We start from the raw sequence: 17,922 nt of genomic DNA, 5'->3' as shown, positions 1-17,922 counted from the left end.
CTTCTTGGGTTCTTTGCGGGTTTACTGGCTTCTTATAAATGAAGGTGAACTGCGTCTTATGATTACCCACACTAATCACTCTCCTACACAGTAAACCTATGCGGGAGAAGACTTGTCCTATGATGTGAAACTCCAGTAAAAAGAAAAAGCCATTGATAATATATATCAACGGCGATTTTCGAATAATTCATTTAGTTCTTTTATTAGTTGATCTTCAGATCTTTTGTACCCATACTTTTCGAACACATCAAACACATACTCGCGGTCGATAAAAGCTCTCTCACCTGAATCAACAAAGCGAATTTTCTGCTTTTGAGTTAATGCACGTTTGTTACGTTTCCGAAAAATAACAATGGACAAGACAATCCCTCCTATAACGGTTATCTTGTCCAAATGTATATTAAATCCTTATGAGTTTTAGAAGTTGGTTTTAGTATATTGGGTCAAAACATTGTTCATTTTTTTGACAAAAGGATCCTTTTGCCTAGAGTAGCCGTGTTTCTTCATTTCTTCTTTAACCAATTGTTGAATTACAGCTTTTGTCTCTGGGTAAGTTTCATCAAGGATATTTCTTTTAGCTGCCACTTTAGGGGCCATTGGTACACCTTTTGCTCTCCTTGTACGTCTAACAGTTAAAGTTTCAGTCATACGAAACACCTCCTACCTATATTTTACCACACAGTATATTTGTAAAACAACTTGTCCATTAATTCGCTTCTTCAAATACGATATTATCGTCCTCTGATTGGTACCAATATAATGTTATAATTTTTTCAGCCACTTTTATAAGCGTTCCAAGGTAATCAGAGTCAGTTTCAGTGAAAATCAAGTCATCAGAATAAAGACAAATTACATAATAAGAATCTGTTTGTGCAAAAGGATTAATTTCCATCGCTAATACACCCTTCCAAACAAACGGTTTCTTTTTATTGATGACTTGAAGACAAGCGTCTCTCATTTCTTTTGGAAGTTCTTCTACGTTTTTTTTGCTGATCGATTTCTCACCTACCTTAATTGTTTCAATATGGTGTTGAATGCGAAAATTACTTTCGCTTGCCTGATAAGATGTTTCTACAAGTTCAAATACACTAGAAACCATCTTATTGGGGTTGATTTCAAAACCCTTAGTTCCATTCTCTTCATATTCCTCTACACAGGACTTTAATGTTTCATCGAAATATTTATCAGAAGTAAGAATTCTAAGAATATTTTCCCTAATAGATGTTAATTCGTTTGTGATTGCGTTTTTCTCAACCACTGCATTTACTTTTTCTCGAAATTCAGCTGATATACCAAATCCTGAGAATTTAGAGAGTCCCTGAGAATTAAATGGTAGGGTCATAACTAGCCAAACCAAGACAATAATCCCTACTAATGAAATAAACAATAAAAGTTGTAAATGAGCAGGGTTTGTTAACAAATAATTCATAAGAGGTTTTTTATCAATGGGTGGAGGTTCAAGCAATGATTTATAGTTGCTAAATACTATAGCCATCGCGACAAGCATAACAACTGTAGGCGGGATATACTTAACAGTCTCTTTATTAAATTTTTGTTTAAACCCTATATGTAAGAGTCCTGAGAGACGGAGAATAATACACAGAAAAAGAGCAGCAAATATTCCCCAAAAAAATGATGGATAATTTGGTATCATGGCAATGGCTTTCCTCCTTTTACTCTTCCAATTTTAAACAAAAGTTAAGTTATACACAATATAAAATACAGAATAGTGATATTTTTTATAGGAAAAATCCCCATTGATAATGGTGTGAAAAAAGGATTATAAGTTAGAAATTTTCCCCTTATAATCGAGTGCTCTCAATGGAGAACCGATTATATCCAAAATATAAGGGTGACAATAATGTTTTAAAAGGGTCTTAGTATTTTAGTAACATTATGGATGGAGTCGGTTTATCCTGTTTCAGCACATCCTGGAAATACAGACTCAAGTGGAGGACATACCTGTCGGACGAATTGCGAGCACTGGGGGGTTAAACTACGGAGAGTATCATTATCATGATTCTATACCTGACACATCTGTAATTGACTATGAGGAAGGATATGATAAGGGATGAGCTAGCTTATAGTTACACTTCTCAATGCGAGAAAGAATATGAATGGTGGTGGGAAGGAGGGCAAACATTTGGAGACGGGTATGAGCAAGAAATCGCCGCTGGACATCAAGAAGGGTTGTTGGCTTGCTTTGAAGATAGCTATTCAGCAGGTACTAAGCAAGGTTACTCAGATTACATAGATGATTATGTGTATGATGAATACCCAACTAACATTTACGATGAAAGTTCCTATGGAAAAGGCTCTGCTGAAGGTTGGGCAGAAGTCAAAGAGTGAAGTTAATACAAAAGAAGTGGAAAGTGATGAAGCTATTACTTACACTTCAACAAATGAATCTTCCTCAGATTACATTGATCATGATTCTAAAAGTGAAATGAGTTCCATTGATAAGGAATCTATCTATGATGATGGATATGATGATGGTTACTAAGCAGCAACGGAAGACTATACATATGATGACTACGATAGCAATTTGAGTAAAAATGAATTAATAGTATATAAAGAGGGATACTTTTCGGGATATATTGAAGGCGGAGGAGGTTCTTTAGGTCAAAGTCTCTATACTATCTAACTCAAAAATACCCTTTTCAAATAATTATTTTTTTATTATTATTTATAATGTTTAGTATGAGCATGTACTACTCCCTTAAAAACCCTAAGCAGACAGCCGAAGATCCAGCAGTTAAAGTGAGTTCACCGAATGAAAAAAAGGCACGTTGGATTATTAGCGGAGTTGTTATAACTTTTTTAGTTAGCACCTTTTTATTAAGTCACACAGGCGGCTCCGATGCGGTTGATTCAGAAGAATATGATAATCCATATGAAGCCACTTCAATTGATCATGTTTGTGGGGACTTTGACACTCAAGAAGACGCTCAATTATCCTACGAGGCTAATGGAGGACCATATGAAAGTCCTCATTATTTAGACCGAGATAACAACGGATTGGCTTGAGATTGGAATCCTTAGGGTGACTCACTAAACATAAAAGACTTTATCGAAATAGTGTTTCAGCATTTCTAGCTTGATTATAAAAACTCTAAAGCAGCGGATGATACATCACTGCCTTAGAGTTTTTTCAGTTATTAAACACCCTTACTTCATCAAAAAGTCATTCATTCAGGTATTTATCATACTATTTCCTCTTCTGTTCCTGGTATCTCATTGCCGTTTTTGTCCAACGTAACTCGTACCTTTTTAGTTTTCTTAAAACCTTGCACTACAGGTACCTCTTTAATTTTTGTTGCTGGAACCTCAAACTCATTTTTATTGCTAAATTTAGTTTTCCACGTTTTTGGATCTATTTCAAATGCGGCTTCCCTTTTGATTTTTACTGGCTTATCTGCTTTAACTAATTCTAAAGTTTTCCTATCGTCCATGTATTTCCATGTCAAAGCCGCTCCTGCTGCTGTCACTGCTGAAACTATAACCCCAACGAGTGCATTTCCGCCAATTTCAAACTCTGATTTGTTATAAATCATTTTCCAGCTCACCTTTCCCCTTTATTATTTGGAATTTTGACTAGACATCATAAAATTATTTCTTGTAAGGGAATTTACGTTCTGCTTGTATGAAAAGTTTCAACTTTTTTATATTCATCTAAATTTTCGAGACGAATTTTAAATTGATCCCCTGAAAATAATCAACGATTGAATAAGTATAGTTAATTAAATCCAAAACTACACTTAACCGCAAACATACTAAGAGAGCCATAATAATACTGGCTCCCTGCTTTTAACAAATTAACAACCACGGACTCTTCAAGCCCTACTTCTTTAAATCGCTTATGGTAGGCAAAGGGCGAAATATAATTGAGGCTGCCGTGGTATCGCCTGTTGCACAATATTAACTTCTTGACACCATGGTAAAGCCAACAATAAAAGTTTAATGGATTTATGTTATTAGTGAAGCATATTAACATTTGCCGTTAAATAAAGCAAAGTAAGCCGCGATTTACTCGTGCTTTTCTATTTAAAGGATACGGGGCAGATAAATGAAAGAAAAAGTATTTTATTCACGTACTTCGATTTCTTAAACTATTCACGATCGAATACTCTAGTGTGTACGAAGAGTTTAGAGCTAATCAAGGCTAGTACCAATTCAAGTCATTAGTATAATGCCATCAATCTCCGTTTTCAAAATAAACCTTAACAGCCTTTTCTTCTTCGGACCATCTAATGCTCTTAATTCGGTCGCTAGTATAATATTTTAGCTTATCAGTGCGAAAGCATTTCATATGTTTTTTGTACGTGTTTTCAAACAGTGTTTGTTGTTCTTTGAACAACTTCGCATAACCTGGGATACCTGCAAACACTATATCCACTCTCCTTCTATGGAAAATATTTATTCTGACTAGTGAATCTTTCAATATCGTCTCCTAATTGCAGATTAGGACATACATACAGCAAAGTTGTATACAATTTTCTATGCCTTAATTGTCGACTTATCAAAGATAATTCAATGCCTGATTCAAACATAAGGGTTGCCATCGTATGTCGAAATTGATGAGCAGTAATCTTTTTCTTAATCTTCGACTTTAAAGCAATGGAATCTATTATTTTCTGAAGTGACCCATGGTTTAATTTTTGGTTATCTTCAAAAAAGACCTCATGATTTCCCAATTTCTCCCATATTAGCCATTTCGGGTGATTAAAAAAATGAATAAATATATTTCTAACCGATTCAGGAAAGTGTACAGATGCAGCCTTTGTTTTTTGTCCTTTCTCCACATAAATTACTTTCGATTCCAAATTTATATGTTCCTTTCGAAGATGAATAATTTCATTAGCTCTTAATCCGCAGGTTAATAGAACCATTAATAAGAGATAATAATGTTTGCTAAACGGATCCTTTTTTTTTGCCCCGTTCAATAAATTCAAACACTGATTATAACTTAATGCCCTGTTTAATAATTTCCGTTCATAATAAGGATTCGGATAAGAACTCATGACGTTTGACTCAATCATGTCGTAGTTCGCAAGAAAGGAAAAGAAACTCCTTAAAACTTCAATAGTTTGATATAAAACCCCCTTTGAGCATCCAGATTCCTTCAATGCCAGGATGTACTCATCAATAATTACCTCGTCAATTGGCTGAAAAGTGTTGTCAACAGGATTAAAGTAAAATTTATTAAAATCAAGAGGTGCTTCCATTCCACTCATCAATAAAAACCTTTCAAATCTTTTCAGATGATATTCATAGCCTTTTTTTGTGGAATCCGCTAAATTTGAATGGTTATGCCACCTTCTGTAATATACTGAATCAATCAATATCCCATTATTATCCACCTTTAAAAACCTCCTTAAAATAAACTAAGTTTAGCCAATGGGTGTTTTTCAATTGCCGACTGTATTTGGTAATCAAACATATTAAGGTATACTTCCGTCGACGTAATAGTTTTATGTCCCAGCAATTTGGAAATAGTATAAATATCAACACCAGACTCAAGAGCATAAATAGCAAAAGAATGTCTAAAGCTGTGAATACCTAGCTTCTTATCCTTTTCTATTACGCCTTGGCCTTTTAATTTTTTAACTAGTTGATCAACCATTATTTCAATTGCTCTCCCAGTCAATGGTTTTTGACCACCATTATTAGAAAATAAATAAAGAGCTTTATACTCACCCACTGAAAGTTTCTTTAACATATGACCATAGGTAAAATCAATATAATCCTTTAGCCTTATAAGTCCTACCTCCATAATAAACCTCATGTGATAAGCATTTTTGTCTCCCTTAGGTCTGACCCTCAATCTTTTTTGATCAAAGAATACATCTCCAACTTTCAAATTAACCAACTCGTCAAGACGTATGCCACTACTTAAGAAGGTAATTATAATGGTGAAATTTCTAATAGCGTTTTGGGATTGACGGCATTCATTCAACAAATGAAGAATTTGATTCCTAGTAAAGGCCTTAGGTAGGTCATTTTCCGTTGACCTTATTTGTAAAACGCCCCGCTTGTCAAAAATTTGATTAATTCTCTTCTTATCAAGAAATTCCAAACATGTGTCCTTGATAAAACTCCTAAGGAAAGCCGCCTTTTTGTTTCTTGTATTAACGTTTTTAGCACGCTCCAAATAATCAGCCAGAAATCCTGGTGTAGTAACTTCACTTACTAATTGATTTTCACCTCTTTCTTGTTTCGCTTTGCAGTATGACAAAAATAATTTAGCCTCCGTTTTATAGGTTTTTCTGGTGCTGTTTGAAAAAGTTTTATAATCGGTTTAGCTTACCGTTAAAAACTTATCTAAAGCATCTGAGATAGTTGGTTCTATATTAATTGGAGAATCTTGCTTAGACTCTTTGAAGGTGCTAAGCCCAGGAAAATTAGCTAACGCCTTTTCTAAGTCATTTATTTTATGCACTTTTAATATATCCTCCAATAGCTTTGAAACCTGATCTGAACTTCTGTCTTCTCTTCGTATTGGCACAATTTTTCTCCTTAATATTTTATTTTATTGACACTGTTTATTAACGATTCGTCACTGCGGTGTAGATACTTTGATGTTGTGTTTAACGATTTATGTCTCGCTAAAAGCCTTAACGTATTGGGATTACATTTTTGCATTTCCGACAATTTTGTTATAAAAGTATGCCTAAAAATGTGAAGTCCATTAAAATGCATAGTTCCCGCAAGTAAACAAAAAACTCTATGACGTCCAGAAACTTTTTGGTTAGTAAAATAAGGTTTCTCAAAAACAAGACCTTTTTTTATTTTAATTGGGAGCTCATTAATTGTTGAAAGAATTAATGATGGCAAAGGCAATCTATGATACTCTTCCCCTTTACCTTTGAAAACAAGAGTTTTGGTTTCTTCATTAATATCATCCCATTTTAACCGCAATACCTCATCAATTCTTAAACCAAGGTACAACATGAATTGATACATAAGAATATCCTTTCTTTGGTTATCGGAAAATTCAATAACTGTATTGAAGAATTTCTGTAATTCATTTGAACTTGGAATATCTCTGTAGACATAGCTATCCGCCTGAATATTACTAATTTTTTTCATGTTTAGTAAGCTATAACCTAAGTGAACAGAGACTGAAAAAAAATGTCTAAGGTCTATTATTTTTTTATTTGCAGTAAGCCTAGACAGTTCTCCTTTGTTTATTAACCCTATTAAATAAGAACGATAATCCTTTAAACAGTCAATTGTGATTTTCCAAACAGGAATGGTATTTATGGTATATTGATCAAAATCCTTATACACTGAACAAACCCAGGAAAAAAACACTTTTATTATGCTCCTAAAGCTCTTAATACTGCTTTCCATCCAACCGTTTTTAACTAGGAATTTTTCGCATTCATTTACTGTTTCATGACTAAAGCTCTCCTTTTTACCATTACGATTCAATAAATTTTTCTTTTTACAAAAAGGGGTAATCTTTGAATAGAACTTATTCAGGTAAAACATAACCGCTGTGTTTTTCGTTACATTAAAATAAAACTCAATATTATGAAGGTCTTCTTTTTTTAAATCACCCATGGGCTTATTAAGTTTTTTGCAGCAATTCATTAACACTGACTCTAACGCCGTTATTATTTTGAAAAAATATCAGAGTCGAGATGTTTATATCCGACCAAAAACTTCTTCACAAATGGTGGAAAGTGATTCCCTTTCAACTCAATTAACTTCTCCACTAGGGTCATTTGTTCAACCCTATTAGGAAACTCGAACTTAATTCCTAAATTACTGCTGGACAATTCTATCACTTCCTTTATAAGGTTTCCTTTATGTTGTCCAGTCACTTGGGATTTAATTCCGAATATTTCGTATAGAAATTCTTCTTTCGAAATTTCTTTCGGAGAATTAGCATTCTGCGAAAGGTTTTGGTTCTCTTTTCCATTTTTATTTTTCATAGGATTTTTTGTCCCCCTTATTTATCGTTCTTAACTCTTCTTCAATGATAATTCGAAAACAATAGTAAAGGAAAAACGACACTGTCGATGCTCTTTCCAAAACAAAAACAGTCCCCTAACATAGGGAACTGTTTTTGTTTTGGAAAAATATTCATTGGACAATTCGTCCACTAACTAATGTTATTTAATGTTTCTTTAATTCTATTCGCAGCTATTATTGTTTCATCTAAGGAGTCCTTCTCTAGCAGGTCCACTAATGCCTTTAAAGCACTGTTAATCTCATTTCTTGCATCTTCATTAGTATTATAAATTTTTGCCAGCCGCCGAATGGACCTTCTATTTTTTAGTGAATCGAATGGTGCAATTGGATCTCCTAAAATTTCATCCCTATGTATTCCCAACTCCTCAAGCATAAGTATATCTTGAGCCTTAATGTTTCCACTTTTCCCGCCTAACACCTTATATATGCCATTGGGATTCTTATAGCCAAATTTTTCTTGAAGCCTTTGTAACATTTCTTTAAATCCACGCTTTTCTAAGGCCTTACTTAAATTATTTAAAATTGTTTCTTTATATCCCCTGCTTGTTTTGTTTTCTTTAAATTCGAACGGAAAGTTATCTTTTTCGTAAACTGATGCGATGTTTTTTACTTGGATTAAATCGCGGATATTTTCATCATGCTTTCTTTTGTTAAGTTTAAATGTATGGACATTAATTTCAATATCTTGTTTATTCATTATACTTTTTTCTATCTCATCGTATATATTTTTTGTGACATTTAAATAAATTGATTGCTCATTAGAGAAATCAGAACATCTCAATTGTATAAATCTTTCCTTTTTATTAGACAGGTCTTCCATAAATCACCATTCTCTTTTTTACTTCCATTTTTATCAGTAATAAATATTTTCATACTTAAAACTACATTAAGGTATAAGTTTAAGGAAGGCGGCCCCTCCTCCTACTTGTTTCTCTTCTGGATTTCCTATATATGAAAAACTTGTACAGTTTGTCCTGGTACATGGACTATTACTCTTCTAGGATCTTCCCGAACAATGATAAATACAATAAAATAAGGACCCCACTAATTGGGTCCTTGTTTTTAAAACCTTATTGAAGATAAGCACCCGTTAATTTAAGTACATAATTTCACAAACTTGATAAATGATTGATTCCTAAATCATTTTTATTACTCAATTTCTTCGAAAAATGTAATTCTGTTTGAGAAAGGATCGATAACTGTTAATTCAATGGTATTCCAAGGGGTTTTTTCAATAGTTGGTTTAGAGTATCGATATTCCTTTTTTGATAATGAGGTATGAAAACTTTCTAAATCATTTGTTTTAATCCGAATTGCACTACCTGGTGTTGAATCACCATGATGCTCGGATAGATGTAAAACTGCATTATTTAAAGAAACTTGAAAATAAACAGGCATATTTTCCGAATACTGATGTTTCCAATCCGTTTTAAAACCTAAGTAATTTATGTAAAATGAGTGAGCCTTTTCAATATCGAAAATTCGAAAGATAGGTGTAATCATGTAAAATAACACTCCTTTTTCATTAGTTTATATGACTTAATCATCAACTTCTATTGTGAATTGACCTCATTCTTAAAATAATCCTTCTTCCATCAAACTTCCCCTTTAGTTCAATAAAAAATGCTGCACCAGCAGCACCTAAAAAAATTTCTTATATAACTCACGTCTCAAATGTCCACTCAGGTATGCATAGACTCTAGTGGTTTCGCTTTTTTCGTGTCCCATTAAATTTTGTATAACCTCTAATGGTGCCCCATTATTAATAAGTGTAGTTGCATAGCTATGTCTAAGTTGATGTGGATGAATGCACTTATTTATTCCTGCTCTTTTGGAAATCTGTTTTATGACATATCTCATTTGTGCAATACTCATTCGATGTGGTGCTCGAATCGTAACGAACAGAGCCTGTTGATCATCAGCTCTTTCTTCTAGATATCTTTTTAACCAAATACTACATCGAGTATTAAAATACACTTCTCTTTCTTTTTTTCCTTTTCCAAAAACGATAACGGATTGTTCTGCCATATTGATTGAGTGCTTATCTAAGTTTACAACTTCTCCTATCCTACAGCCTGTTGAATACATAAATTCAAATAAAGCTTTCTCAAAAGTTGTTTTACCTGCCTCACGAAGTAATTCAATTTCCTCTTCCGTAAGAAACTTAGGAATTCTACTCTCTGGCTTAGGTTCTTTAATAGTAGATACCGGGTTAATCGAAACGTATTTCTCTTCTTGAGCCCATTTAAACAATGATTTTATAAAACGTATCCGATGACAGAGACTAGATGCTTTTAACTCCGCAGCAACTTCTCCAAGATATAATTTAATGGATTCTGTTGTAATATCAGTGATTTTAATATCTCCAAAGTACTTGATTAATAAAGACATTTGCACTTTATATACCTTTAAGGTTTGAGAAGAATATCCCTGAATTTGTTTATCTGCTTTATAAAGATTCCAGGCTTCAGATACAAGCATAATGAACAACTCCCTGACCGTTCTATTATTAACATTATCCGCCTGAAAACTAAAAAATATACTAGTTTTATAGAATTCTATTAAGTAATTGCACCCGTTTGTTTAAGACATTTCTTCACAAACTGCCCTTTTTTAATACAGGAATGCTGTCTCATTAGTTAAAAAGGCAAATTCTTAATATTCCAGTTGGGTTAGATCAATAATAAATTAACAAAAAGATAGTTAATCCTTCCTGGTTTAACACCCGTTTGCTTGCAAGGGCTTTCTACTTTAATTCTTGCTATCTTTGATTTCAATCTTTAACCCTTTGATTTTTGGTGGATATGATTCAAGAATAGTTCCACCATACCAAACTGTTACATTCTGACCTACCTCTAATTCGTCTAACATTGTTTCCTCATCTACTCCTACGTGTATTAATGTATCTGTACTAAATATTTGGTGTTCCTGTGTCACTTCAAGTAAAAAGCCCCTGTTAGATGTTTGTTTTTTAACGTATCCCTCAACACCAGGACCAGTAATTTCTTCACTGTTGGCTACCTTTTCATCATCGTTCTTTTTAATATTATTGTTATCATTGTTCAAGCAACCCACAATGATTACTAAAAGGCTAACTACCACTAATGAGACTGTTCTTTTACTTAACATAAAAATCCACTCCATTTAAACTGACGAGAAAATTATGAGTTGTGTATCATCCTTCTTAGACAAACCTGCCCCTTTTGTAGAATAAAAAGGACATTTGTAAAGGCAGCCGTTCTTTAAGCAGTGCACCCATTAGTTGAAGATAAACTCTTACTTTGTTAAGAGAACAACGACACTGTTTTAAGCTAATAGTTTATTTACTTATGGACCTTAACATACACACTTCCAAATAGTTTATCTCCAATATAAGCATCTAATTTCCACATCCCACTCTTTGGTAATGACATATTTGATGGGGCGTGTCGGTCTGCTCCGTTATTATCACCACCTAGTCCGCCTTCTACCACAGTTATTTGCTCTTCATCATTCTCGTGTATAGCAATTACTTTAAGTTTTCCATTAAACTCATGGTCTTCTCCCCAAAAATGCCACATATACTTTTGAGTTTTATTTGGATAAAATCTAACAACCTCACTATCATCATAAATGAAACCTAAACGCCCTTTTTCACCAATCATAGTGTAATTACCAGATTTGAATAAAGGACTTTGATTCCATTTTTGTGCTGAATTTTTATTTTCCACATTTGTATTTATGGTTTCCTTATTCTTATTTGTACACCCAACAGTAGTTAAGATAACAATAATCGAAATAATTGCAACAAAACTTTTTCTATACATAAACACCACTCCACTCTTTTTATGAATATATTCTCAGTCAGCTTTAAATATCCTTCCTTCAACTAACCTGCCCGTTAGTCGTAAGCTGATTGTATTAGTTATTTTAAGAGTATTTTTAAACCTTCCTCAATTTCCGTTTCTAAGTCATTATTGGATAAATCATATAATGTTCCTGAACCTCTAATATACCCACCGAAGTAATACCACAACTCAATGTAATAAGCATAAAAATCATCACCTTCAAATTTAGGTCCATCAAAATCAATAACTATTTGTGACCTATACTCCTTTTCGAAACACTGTTCAGTAGTTGAAATTTCATTTTCATCTCCATCAATGTCCCTGCACACCCAAATTCCTAGGTTTTGTTTTCCTTGGCTTTCAAATACACTTGCATATTTTCTTTGAAGCACTTTCCCCAATTGTTCCCCTAGGCTTTCTAATTCAGCTATTTTTCTTTTTAACTTCTCGTTCATCTCACTTTCTGGAACACTAAGGTACATTTTATCAATTTCTTCTTGTTTATCTTTTTTAAAAAACTTTCTAAATATCAATTAGGATTCCACCCAACAAAAGAGAGTTTGTTTATATTCCTCTTAAGCTAACCTGCCCCGTTACTTCAATATCAACGTGTTTATTTCTATATTCAAGGCAATAATTCCTCTAACACAATCCTTAAGGAGGAATTGATTTTGCAATTAACAAAAGCCTGGGAACTTTATGAATCGGATAAGAGGATTGAAGGATTCTCTCCACAGACATTAAAAGCATATAGACTCCAATCTAAGTTACTCATCCATCACTTTAATGATGTAAGTATTGGATCAGTAACAACCGATCAGTTGAAAGGATACCTAGCAAAATCCAGTGTACACTTAAAACCATCAAGTTTAGCTCATCGGATTCGATTTATTAAATCACTATTTCGTTGGTCACACGAGGAAGGGCATATTCAAAAAAATCCAGCTGCAAAAATTAAAGAACCTAAACAAGGAAAACGGATTCCGAAATTTTTAACGGAGAGAGAAATTGAACATTTGAGGGAAGCGTGTTTTTCTCCAATGGAAAAAGCATTATTTGAATTTATGTTTTCAACAGGTTGTAGAATAGGAGAAATTGTTTCTCTTAATAAAAATAGTATTAATTGGTCAAATCGCTCTGCAATTGTACTTGGAAAGGGTGATAAGGAAAGGGAGGTTTACTTTAATATACGGTGTGAAATCTGGCTTAAGCGATATTTAGATCTTCGCCAAGATAATGACCCAGCTATTTTTGTTACGGAACGACATCCGCACCGGATGAGCATTGGTCAGATGAGGTACATCATAAAGCGAATATCAAGCCGTGCAGGGATCAACAAAGAAATACATCCACACCAACTACGCCACAGCTATGCCACCCACCTATTGAACAACGGAGCTCCTATCGATGTTATTCAAAGTTTACTAGGGCACGAAAAAAGCGAAACCACTAGGATTTATGCTCAGTTAAGTGGCAGCCTTAGAAGTGAATTTTATAGAAAATATTTTTAGTGATAAATGGCAAAAGGCATCGGACAATTCCGCTGCCTTTTTACTCTTGCCACCCATTAGCTTAACAAGTTTATTTAAAAGGTTCCAATTATTGTGAATTTTAAAATACACATTTCTTGTTTAGACCTTTCTTTATTATGATTCCTACAACTAATCCAGGAATTACACACAACATTGGGAGCCAAATAGGTCCGAGTAAAACCCCAAATAATAAAAAATTTGAGGAATAAATACATCCCACTGTAACAAAGTAGGCAGAAAACACAAAGGGAAGAAAAGAGTACCTTTCTTTCGCTCCTCCAGCATCCTTATAGGCATCCCACATTGCATAAAAATATAAACATGGATAAAACATTAACCACTGATAATCTGCCTGTCCAATCGCATTTTGAATATCTCCTTGAAAACTTGCAATAATCACAACGTTGAAATTCGCTTGAACATTTATAAGTAACTCTAATATTATCAAAACAATCCCTTTAATTACTTTTCCGTTTAGAAACTGACCAAACCCAGGAAGGGCAATGCTCCACAATAATTTCTCAATTGCATTTTTCACATGATCCCAACCCCCTTATGATTTGGATCTTTTCATAGAAATGTTATTTTTTATAAAATTTGTTTCTATCAATGGGTTGTGGCGGTTGCTCCATCCAGCCTCGTTCAATCAAAAGTTTAAGCCCTTCGTCACCGTACTTCATTACCTCTCCTATAACAAGGAAATAATGGGACGCTAAATCTCTTCTCATTGAGACAGACAATGCATCTGCAAGTGCAGAAATAGCTATTTGGTTTGAAGTAGCTATAATAAACAGTATTAATCTTTCAGAAAATGGAGAAATTGTTGAATTTTTTACCTCCATAGTCATTGGGAATCCGATAAAATGATCATTTTCTTTTAATAACTTATCAAATATATCCACTTGCTTTTCAGCCAGTTTTTTTCCCTTTAATAAATAGTTCTTTATTTCCTTGTCTTTTGTTACCTGTATTAATCCCATCAAAAGGATTAGACCAATTGCATTTCTTTCGATTTCCATAAAAAGTTCTGTTATTTCTAAAGTATTTAGAGGTCTTTTCTCACCTAACCAGGTATTTATTAATGAGGGTTGATCTTTAATAAACTCAACATTTTTTGGATACTCCATCTTTGGAGGTCGATCATTTAATCCTTTTGAAAGCATAAGGTTTAATGCTTTCTTATGTAATTCCGTCTCACTGTTTAGACACTCCTTAAAAAAATTATAAATATCGATTCGAGTCACTCTAGAAAGAGTATTAGCGTACTGAGGAATAATTACTTGTCCTCCACGATATAGAAAACTTAATGCAAATAAGTCTGTATAAAGGGCAGGGGCTGATAAGTCAATATCTTTATCCGAAAATCCCTTTGGTATTGGGAAGTTTTCTTTTTCAAAAATTGTTTCGATTTTCCCAATAATTGTTTCAACCAAAACCTCAGCTTCTTTAATAATTGGCTTTATCTCAGGTATTGAACAAAATATTTGTAAAAACATCTTACAGCTGTGTTTTGAATATATGATCTCCACAGAGTTGCGATTTCAGCAGTAGTTAATTTAATAGGTACATGATTATTTTCCATATCCAAAAACCCCCCTATATAATCAATTGAGGATAGTATCCCCTAAAATAGAAAAAGTATCTATGGAAAGGGCTTATTTATTAAGTGCGTTTTTTTAAGCCTCAAATTCGTAATATTATTGATGAACTAACTCACTGCTTCTTTCTCTGATTTTATATCATATTGAAAAAAACTATACACTATACATTTCTTCTCTCACTATCCTGCCCCGTTAGTAAGAAAAAAGCCGCCATTGGCAGCTGGATGTTAAAGTAAACCAGCTAATAGGAGTCAAGAATTTCTTATAAAAATATTTATTCTCTCGTGTTATACTTTTAAAGGCACGCCAAATAACCCTCCAAATACTGTTTGGAAGGTTTTTCATTAGTTGCTTTTTCTTGTTGTTTAAGCCATATCTAGGAAGGGCTCATTCCTTTTTAGAATTGCATAAATCCAGTGTAGAAGCTTATTTACACACGCTATCATTGCTACTTTTGAAGGCTTTCCTTCATTTCGTTTCCTATCATAGTACTCTTTTAGCTTTTTATTCCTGGAGCTTCTTATACCGCATAATACGGCCATATACAAAGCGTGCCGTAAACGGCTTGAACCTCGTTTAGTAATGTGATTTATCGTAGCTGTGAACTTTCCTGATGAATGGACACTAGGATCTATTCCTGCATAAGCTACAAGTTTTTTAGGGTGGTTAAACCGGTCAACTTCCCCGATTTCGGAAATAATCGTTGCAGCGATTTTTCCTCCTATGCCGGGAATTGATTGGATTATCTTATATTCTTCAATCTCTTCTGCCAGGACATCTATCTGCCTCTCCAAGTTGGATAGGTGCTCCTGGTACTGAAGAAGCATAGAGATATACATATCTAAACTGTACAAGTGGCTTTGATATATACATTGTTGGAACGGATTTCGCTTGGCTGAAGCCATTAATTTAGCTACTCTCTCCCTGGCCCAATTCGCAGAACGTTTTACACGCATTTCCTCAATTCGCTCCATTATCTTTCCTTCACCTGCACTCAAAACATCTTGAGATGTGGGAAAATCCTTCAATACCTGAAGAGAGACTTTTGAAAACAAATCTCCAAACACTCCCCTGTATTCCGGAAATACCTGATCAAGAATAGTATGAAATTGAAGTTTTGCCTGAACGTAAAGGTTCGTAACGGTTTCGTATTGCCTTGATAACGTTCTTAGATTTAGAAGTCTTAATCCTCTTTTTTTATAAGGCTCAAAATCTTCCTTGTAATAAAGAACACAAAGATGATATGCATCAACGGCATCCGTCTTTACTTTTCTAAGGCTTGTTTTCTTGGCTTGATGAGAAATAATCGGATTTACCAAGATATATAGATATTGATTTTCCTCTAGACATTGAATAATTGGTGTGTGGTAATGTCCTGTAGATTCAAGAATCACCGCTGGTCTAACCCCAGTTTTCCTCTCTATTCCTTTTAAAAAGGAAGCAAATGAATCCAAATCCTCCTTGATATGCTTTACACTGAAGCTTTTTCCATATGGCCTATCCTTATCTAAGAAGGCTTGGGCCTCACTTTCTCCCTTGGCCACATCCAGGCCAACTACTGGATTCAATTTCATCTCTCCCTCGTTGTACTCACCAGTAACCCCTATACCTTCCTGTAGTTTCATAGCTTCGCTTGTTATACGAGATCACATTGTCCCAACCAGCCTCAAACATCTTTCTACAAGTAGGGGGTGAACAGTTTAATCCTCGGGATCTATTCCCACGCACCCGTACGTTCTACCCTGGCTACTGAAATAATAGGTCCTATAAAAAAAAGAGCCAACCAGTAAAAACTGGTTAACTCTATAATACGAAGCACCCGTTAGTTTAAGTGTATTTATTCACAAACTTAAGACCTTATTAGACACCTGCCTGTTTCCTTTCTATACGTCCGTCCTTTATTCGTTGGTATAAATTTAAATGCGGTTACAGATAATATCCCTATAACAAATTAGGGGGTTATGAAATGGAAGGAGCAACCACAAGTAATAATGGAATGAGCACTTCTAATAAACTAAACCTTTCAGGTCTTGGTGTTGGAGCAATTGTACTAACCACTCTTTATACTGCTGTTTTAGCTTCGCAGTTAATGGCTACCAAACATAAAGTCGATTACCTTTATTACAAAGAAATAACACAAAATAAATAGCTTATTATAGGCGGTGTTTTTTCACCGTCTTTTATTATACATAAAACAGCAATTTGAGCTAAACTGCCCTTTAGTTTAATAAGAAATCAAAAGCCCTTCTCATTCGAGAGGGGCTTTAAATTTAATAAAAAACCTTACTTAATAGGAATAGTAAAATTAACAGGTTTAGACTCAAATGTTGTATCATTGAATACATCGCCTAACATAAGTTTAACCTCTTTTATACTATTTACATCAATTTCTTTTCCATCAGGAGTTAAGAACTCTAAAACAGCTTCTTTTTTAACTCCACCTTGAATTTCTCCAGAAACATCCCCATCAGTTAAGAACATATTTGCATCAAGTTGTATGTCACCAATAACTGCAGAACCTTGATCAGGATAGAAAGATAATTTATTTTCAGTAGTATTTTCTACGTTAATCCCTACTTGAATCTTATCACTAGAAATTTTAACCTCACCAAGTGCAACTATTAGACCTGCTGCATCAGTAGATTGATCACTTGCGTCTACTTTCTTACTTCCATCATCTATTGGCTTATCATCAGATTTAGCTTTCTCTGTTGAACCAGAATCAGTACCTGTAGAAACAGGTTCGTCACCATCTCCACTGAACATAGCAATAACGATGATTAAAACGATTAAACCAATAAATCCTAAACATCCAAACTTAAAAAACTTTTTCAATCCTATCTCCCCCGAATATGTAATAATTTCCTTAGTAATATTATCATAGATATGATAATTAGGTAATATGTGTAAACGCTAGAATAAAGTTGACAGTTTTCGCTTGATTAGATTTTACACTTTTGCTCTATCAGCCTAAAACTTTAG

At 34.0% G+C, this 17,922-nt stretch carries 23 protein-coding genes and 1 pseudogene; 5 read left to right on the top strand and 19 right to left on the bottom strand.

All coding sequences use genetic code 11. The features are described 5' to 3' along the window. Nucleotides 1-165: 165 nt before the first annotated feature. From BK139_RS05150 to BK139_RS05140, 3 genes are read right to left on the bottom strand one after another with little or no spacing between them, the layout of a single operon-like run. Nucleotides 166-360, bottom strand: coding sequence for a hypothetical protein (locus tag BK139_RS05150; protein WP_076257307.1), 195 nt, complete (start codon nucleotides 358-360; stop codon nucleotides 166-168). Between the two features lie 57 nt (nucleotides 361-417). Continuing rightward, nucleotides 418-648 carry a hypothetical protein gene (locus BK139_RS05145; RefSeq protein ID WP_076257306.1) on the bottom strand — a complete coding sequence of 77 codons (231 nt, stop codon included), beginning with the start codon at nucleotides 646-648 and terminating at the stop codon, nucleotides 418-420. A 58-nt stretch (nucleotides 649-706) separates the two neighbouring features. Next, nucleotides 707-1,654, bottom strand: a complete 948-nt coding sequence (locus BK139_RS05140; protein WP_076257305.1) for a hypothetical protein — start codon at nucleotides 1,652-1,654, stop codon at nucleotides 707-709. A 246-nt stretch (nucleotides 1,655-1,900) separates the two neighbouring features. Between BK139_RS05140 and BK139_RS24295 the strand changes: the two are divergent. From BK139_RS24295 to BK139_RS05130, 3 genes and pseudogenes are all read left to right on the top strand, one after another. Then, nucleotides 1,901-2,021: pseudogene (locus BK139_RS24295) on the top strand (YHYH domain-containing protein); the annotation flags it as partial. A 245-nt stretch (nucleotides 2,022-2,266) separates the two neighbouring features. Then, nucleotides 2,267-2,503 carry a hypothetical protein gene (locus tag BK139_RS05135; protein ID WP_076257304.1) on the top strand — a complete coding sequence of 79 codons (237 nt, stop codon included), beginning with the start codon at nucleotides 2,267-2,269 and terminating at the stop codon, nucleotides 2,501-2,503. Between the two features lie 197 nt (nucleotides 2,504-2,700). Next, the gene (locus BK139_RS05130) at nucleotides 2,701-3,027 is read left to right on the top strand and encodes a hypothetical protein (RefSeq protein WP_139325597.1); all 327 of its coding nucleotides are present in this window, start codon (nucleotides 2,701-2,703) and stop codon (nucleotides 3,025-3,027) included. 176 nt (nucleotides 3,028-3,203) lie between these two features. Here the strand turns inward: BK139_RS05130 and BK139_RS05125 are convergent, their stop codons facing one another. The 12 genes from BK139_RS05125 to BK139_RS05065 all read right to left on the bottom strand — a co-directional run bounded on the left by BK139_RS05125 (nucleotide 3,204) and on the right by BK139_RS05065 (nucleotide 12,289). Next, on the bottom strand, nucleotides 3,204-3,554 hold the full coding sequence (locus BK139_RS05125) for a hypothetical protein (RefSeq protein ID WP_076257302.1): 351 nt from the start codon (nucleotides 3,552-3,554) through the stop codon (nucleotides 3,204-3,206). Between the two features lie 849 nt (nucleotides 3,555-4,403). After that, nucleotides 4,404-5,360, bottom strand: coding sequence for a tyrosine-type recombinase/integrase (locus BK139_RS05115; RefSeq protein ID WP_076257300.1), 957 nt, complete (start codon nucleotides 5,358-5,360; stop codon nucleotides 4,404-4,406). A 14-nt stretch (nucleotides 5,361-5,374) separates the two neighbouring features. Continuing rightward, nucleotides 5,375-6,235, bottom strand: a complete 861-nt coding sequence (locus tag BK139_RS05110; protein ID WP_076257299.1) for a tyrosine-type recombinase/integrase — start codon at nucleotides 6,233-6,235, stop codon at nucleotides 5,375-5,377. A 63-nt stretch (nucleotides 6,236-6,298) separates the two neighbouring features. Next, the gene (locus BK139_RS05105) at nucleotides 6,299-6,505 is read right to left on the bottom strand and encodes a hypothetical protein (RefSeq protein WP_076257298.1); all 207 of its coding nucleotides are present in this window, start codon (nucleotides 6,503-6,505) and stop codon (nucleotides 6,299-6,301) included. 11 nt (nucleotides 6,506-6,516) lie between these two features. Then, nucleotides 6,517-7,596, bottom strand: coding sequence for a tyrosine-type recombinase/integrase (locus BK139_RS05100; protein ID WP_076257297.1), 1,080 nt, complete (start codon nucleotides 7,594-7,596; stop codon nucleotides 6,517-6,519). A gap of 23 nt (nucleotides 7,597-7,619) precedes the next feature. Beyond that, nucleotides 7,620-7,940, bottom strand: a complete 321-nt coding sequence (locus tag BK139_RS05095) for a hypothetical protein (protein ID WP_076257296.1) — start codon at nucleotides 7,938-7,940, stop codon at nucleotides 7,620-7,622. Between the two features lie 170 nt (nucleotides 7,941-8,110). Further along, nucleotides 8,111-8,800 (bottom strand): hypothetical protein, encoded by a 690-nt coding sequence (locus BK139_RS05090; protein ID WP_076257295.1) that lies wholly within the window; start codon nucleotides 8,798-8,800, stop codon nucleotides 8,111-8,113. A gap of 329 nt (nucleotides 8,801-9,129) precedes the next feature. After that, the gene (locus tag BK139_RS05085; protein ID WP_286147952.1) at nucleotides 9,130-9,495 is read right to left on the bottom strand and encodes a glyoxalase superfamily protein; all 366 of its coding nucleotides are present in this window, start codon (nucleotides 9,493-9,495) and stop codon (nucleotides 9,130-9,132) included. Nucleotides 9,496-9,621: 126 nt separating this feature from the next. Then, the gene (locus tag BK139_RS05080) at nucleotides 9,622-10,461 is read right to left on the bottom strand and encodes a tyrosine-type recombinase/integrase (RefSeq protein WP_076257294.1); all 840 of its coding nucleotides are present in this window, start codon (nucleotides 10,459-10,461) and stop codon (nucleotides 9,622-9,624) included. A gap of 270 nt (nucleotides 10,462-10,731) precedes the next feature. Continuing rightward, nucleotides 10,732-11,109, bottom strand: a complete 378-nt coding sequence (locus BK139_RS05075) for a DUF3221 domain-containing protein (protein WP_076257293.1) — start codon at nucleotides 11,107-11,109, stop codon at nucleotides 10,732-10,734. A 194-nt stretch (nucleotides 11,110-11,303) separates the two neighbouring features. Continuing rightward, nucleotides 11,304-11,786 (bottom strand): hypothetical protein, encoded by a 483-nt coding sequence (locus BK139_RS05070; protein WP_076257292.1) that lies wholly within the window; start codon nucleotides 11,784-11,786, stop codon nucleotides 11,304-11,306. 98 nt (nucleotides 11,787-11,884) lie between these two features. Then, nucleotides 11,885-12,289: a hypothetical protein gene (locus BK139_RS05065; RefSeq protein ID WP_076257458.1), complete on the bottom strand. Its 405-nt coding sequence runs from the start codon at nucleotides 12,287-12,289 to the stop codon at nucleotides 11,885-11,887. 189 nt (nucleotides 12,290-12,478) lie between these two features. Here BK139_RS05065 and BK139_RS05060 point away from each other — a divergent pair, with 189 nt between their 5' ends. Next, on the top strand, nucleotides 12,479-13,318 hold the full coding sequence (locus BK139_RS05060) for a tyrosine-type recombinase/integrase (protein ID WP_076257291.1): 840 nt from the start codon (nucleotides 12,479-12,481) through the stop codon (nucleotides 13,316-13,318). 100 nt (nucleotides 13,319-13,418) lie between these two features. Here the strand turns inward: BK139_RS05060 and BK139_RS05055 are convergent, their stop codons facing one another. From BK139_RS05055 to BK139_RS05045, 3 genes are all read right to left on the bottom strand, one after another. Then, nucleotides 13,419-13,877: a hypothetical protein gene (locus tag BK139_RS05055; RefSeq protein WP_076257290.1), complete on the bottom strand. Its 459-nt coding sequence runs from the start codon at nucleotides 13,875-13,877 to the stop codon at nucleotides 13,419-13,421. Between the two features lie 43 nt (nucleotides 13,878-13,920). Next, nucleotides 13,921-14,835, bottom strand: a complete 915-nt coding sequence (locus BK139_RS05050; RefSeq protein ID WP_286147948.1) for a DUF3231 family protein — start codon at nucleotides 14,833-14,835, stop codon at nucleotides 13,921-13,923. 470 nt (nucleotides 14,836-15,305) lie between these two features. Continuing rightward, complete coding sequence (locus BK139_RS05045; RefSeq protein ID WP_076257457.1) at nucleotides 15,306-16,508, bottom strand: IS110 family RNA-guided transposase; 1,203 nt, start codon at nucleotides 16,506-16,508, stop codon at nucleotides 15,306-15,308. 398 nt (nucleotides 16,509-16,906) lie between these two features. On the opposite strand from BK139_RS05045, the gene BK139_RS05040 reads away from it, so the two are divergent. Then, nucleotides 16,907-17,089, top strand: coding sequence for a hypothetical protein (locus BK139_RS05040; protein WP_048009494.1), 183 nt, complete (start codon nucleotides 16,907-16,909; stop codon nucleotides 17,087-17,089). 134 nt (nucleotides 17,090-17,223) lie between these two features. Here the strand turns inward: BK139_RS05040 and BK139_RS05035 are convergent, their stop codons facing one another. After that, on the bottom strand, nucleotides 17,224-17,775 hold the full coding sequence (locus BK139_RS05035; protein WP_139325596.1) for a hypothetical protein: 552 nt from the start codon (nucleotides 17,773-17,775) through the stop codon (nucleotides 17,224-17,226). Nucleotides 17,776-17,922 lie beyond the last annotated feature (147 nt).

Source organism: Paenibacillus sp. FSL R5-0490 (assembly GCF_001956215.1).
Lineage (GTDB): Bacteria > Bacillota > Bacilli > Bacillales > Cytobacillaceae > Cytobacillus.
Note: the sequence above shows the minus strand (reverse complement) of the source record. Positions and strands in the feature narration are given on the sequence as shown.

Bases quoted from the DNA above. Each gene is read 5' to 3' on its own strand.
- BK139_RS05145 (WP_076257306.1), bottom strand. From the start codon at position 648: ATGACTGAAACTTTAACTGTTAGACGTACAAGGAGAGCAAAAGGTGTA.
- BK139_RS05140 (WP_076257305.1), bottom strand. From the start codon at position 1,654: ATGATACCAAATTATCCATCATTTTTTTGGGGAATATTTGCTGCTCTT.
- BK139_RS05135 (WP_076257304.1), top strand. From the start codon at position 2,267: ATGATGAATACCCAACTAACATTTACGATGAAAGTTCCTATGGAAAAG.
- BK139_RS05130 (WP_139325597.1), top strand. From the start codon at position 2,701: ATGAGCATGTACTACTCCCTTAAAAACCCTAAGCAGACAGCCGAAGAT.
- BK139_RS05125 (WP_076257302.1), bottom strand. From the start codon at position 3,554: ATGATTTATAACAAATCAGAGTTTGAAATTGGCGGAAATGCACTCGTT.
- BK139_RS05100 (WP_076257297.1), bottom strand. From the start codon at position 7,596: ATGAATTGCTGCAAAAAACTTAATAAGCCCATGGGTGATTTAAAAAAA.
- BK139_RS05095 (WP_076257296.1), bottom strand. From the start codon at position 7,940: ATGAAAAATAAAAATGGAAAAGAGAACCAAAACCTTTCGCAGAATGCT.
- BK139_RS05090 (WP_076257295.1), bottom strand. From the start codon at position 8,800: ATGGAAGACCTGTCTAATAAAAAGGAAAGATTTATACAATTGAGATGT.
- BK139_RS05080 (WP_076257294.1), bottom strand. From the start codon at position 10,461: ATGCTTGTATCTGAAGCCTGGAATCTTTATAAAGCAGATAAACAAATT.
- BK139_RS05075 (WP_076257293.1), bottom strand. From the start codon at position 11,109: ATGTTAAGTAAAAGAACAGTCTCATTAGTGGTAGTTAGCCTTTTAGTA.
- BK139_RS05070 (WP_076257292.1), bottom strand. From the start codon at position 11,786: ATGTATAGAAAAAGTTTTGTTGCAATTATTTCGATTATTGTTATCTTA.
- BK139_RS05065 (WP_076257458.1), bottom strand. From the start codon at position 12,289: ATGTACCTTAGTGTTCCAGAAAGTGAGATGAACGAGAAGTTAAAAAGA.
- BK139_RS05050 (WP_286147948.1), bottom strand. From the start codon at position 14,835: ATGTTTTTACAAATATTTTGTTCAATACCTGAGATAAAGCCAATTATT.
- BK139_RS05040 (WP_048009494.1), top strand. From the start codon at position 16,907: ATGGAAGGAGCAACCACAAGTAATAATGGAATGAGCACTTCTAATAAA.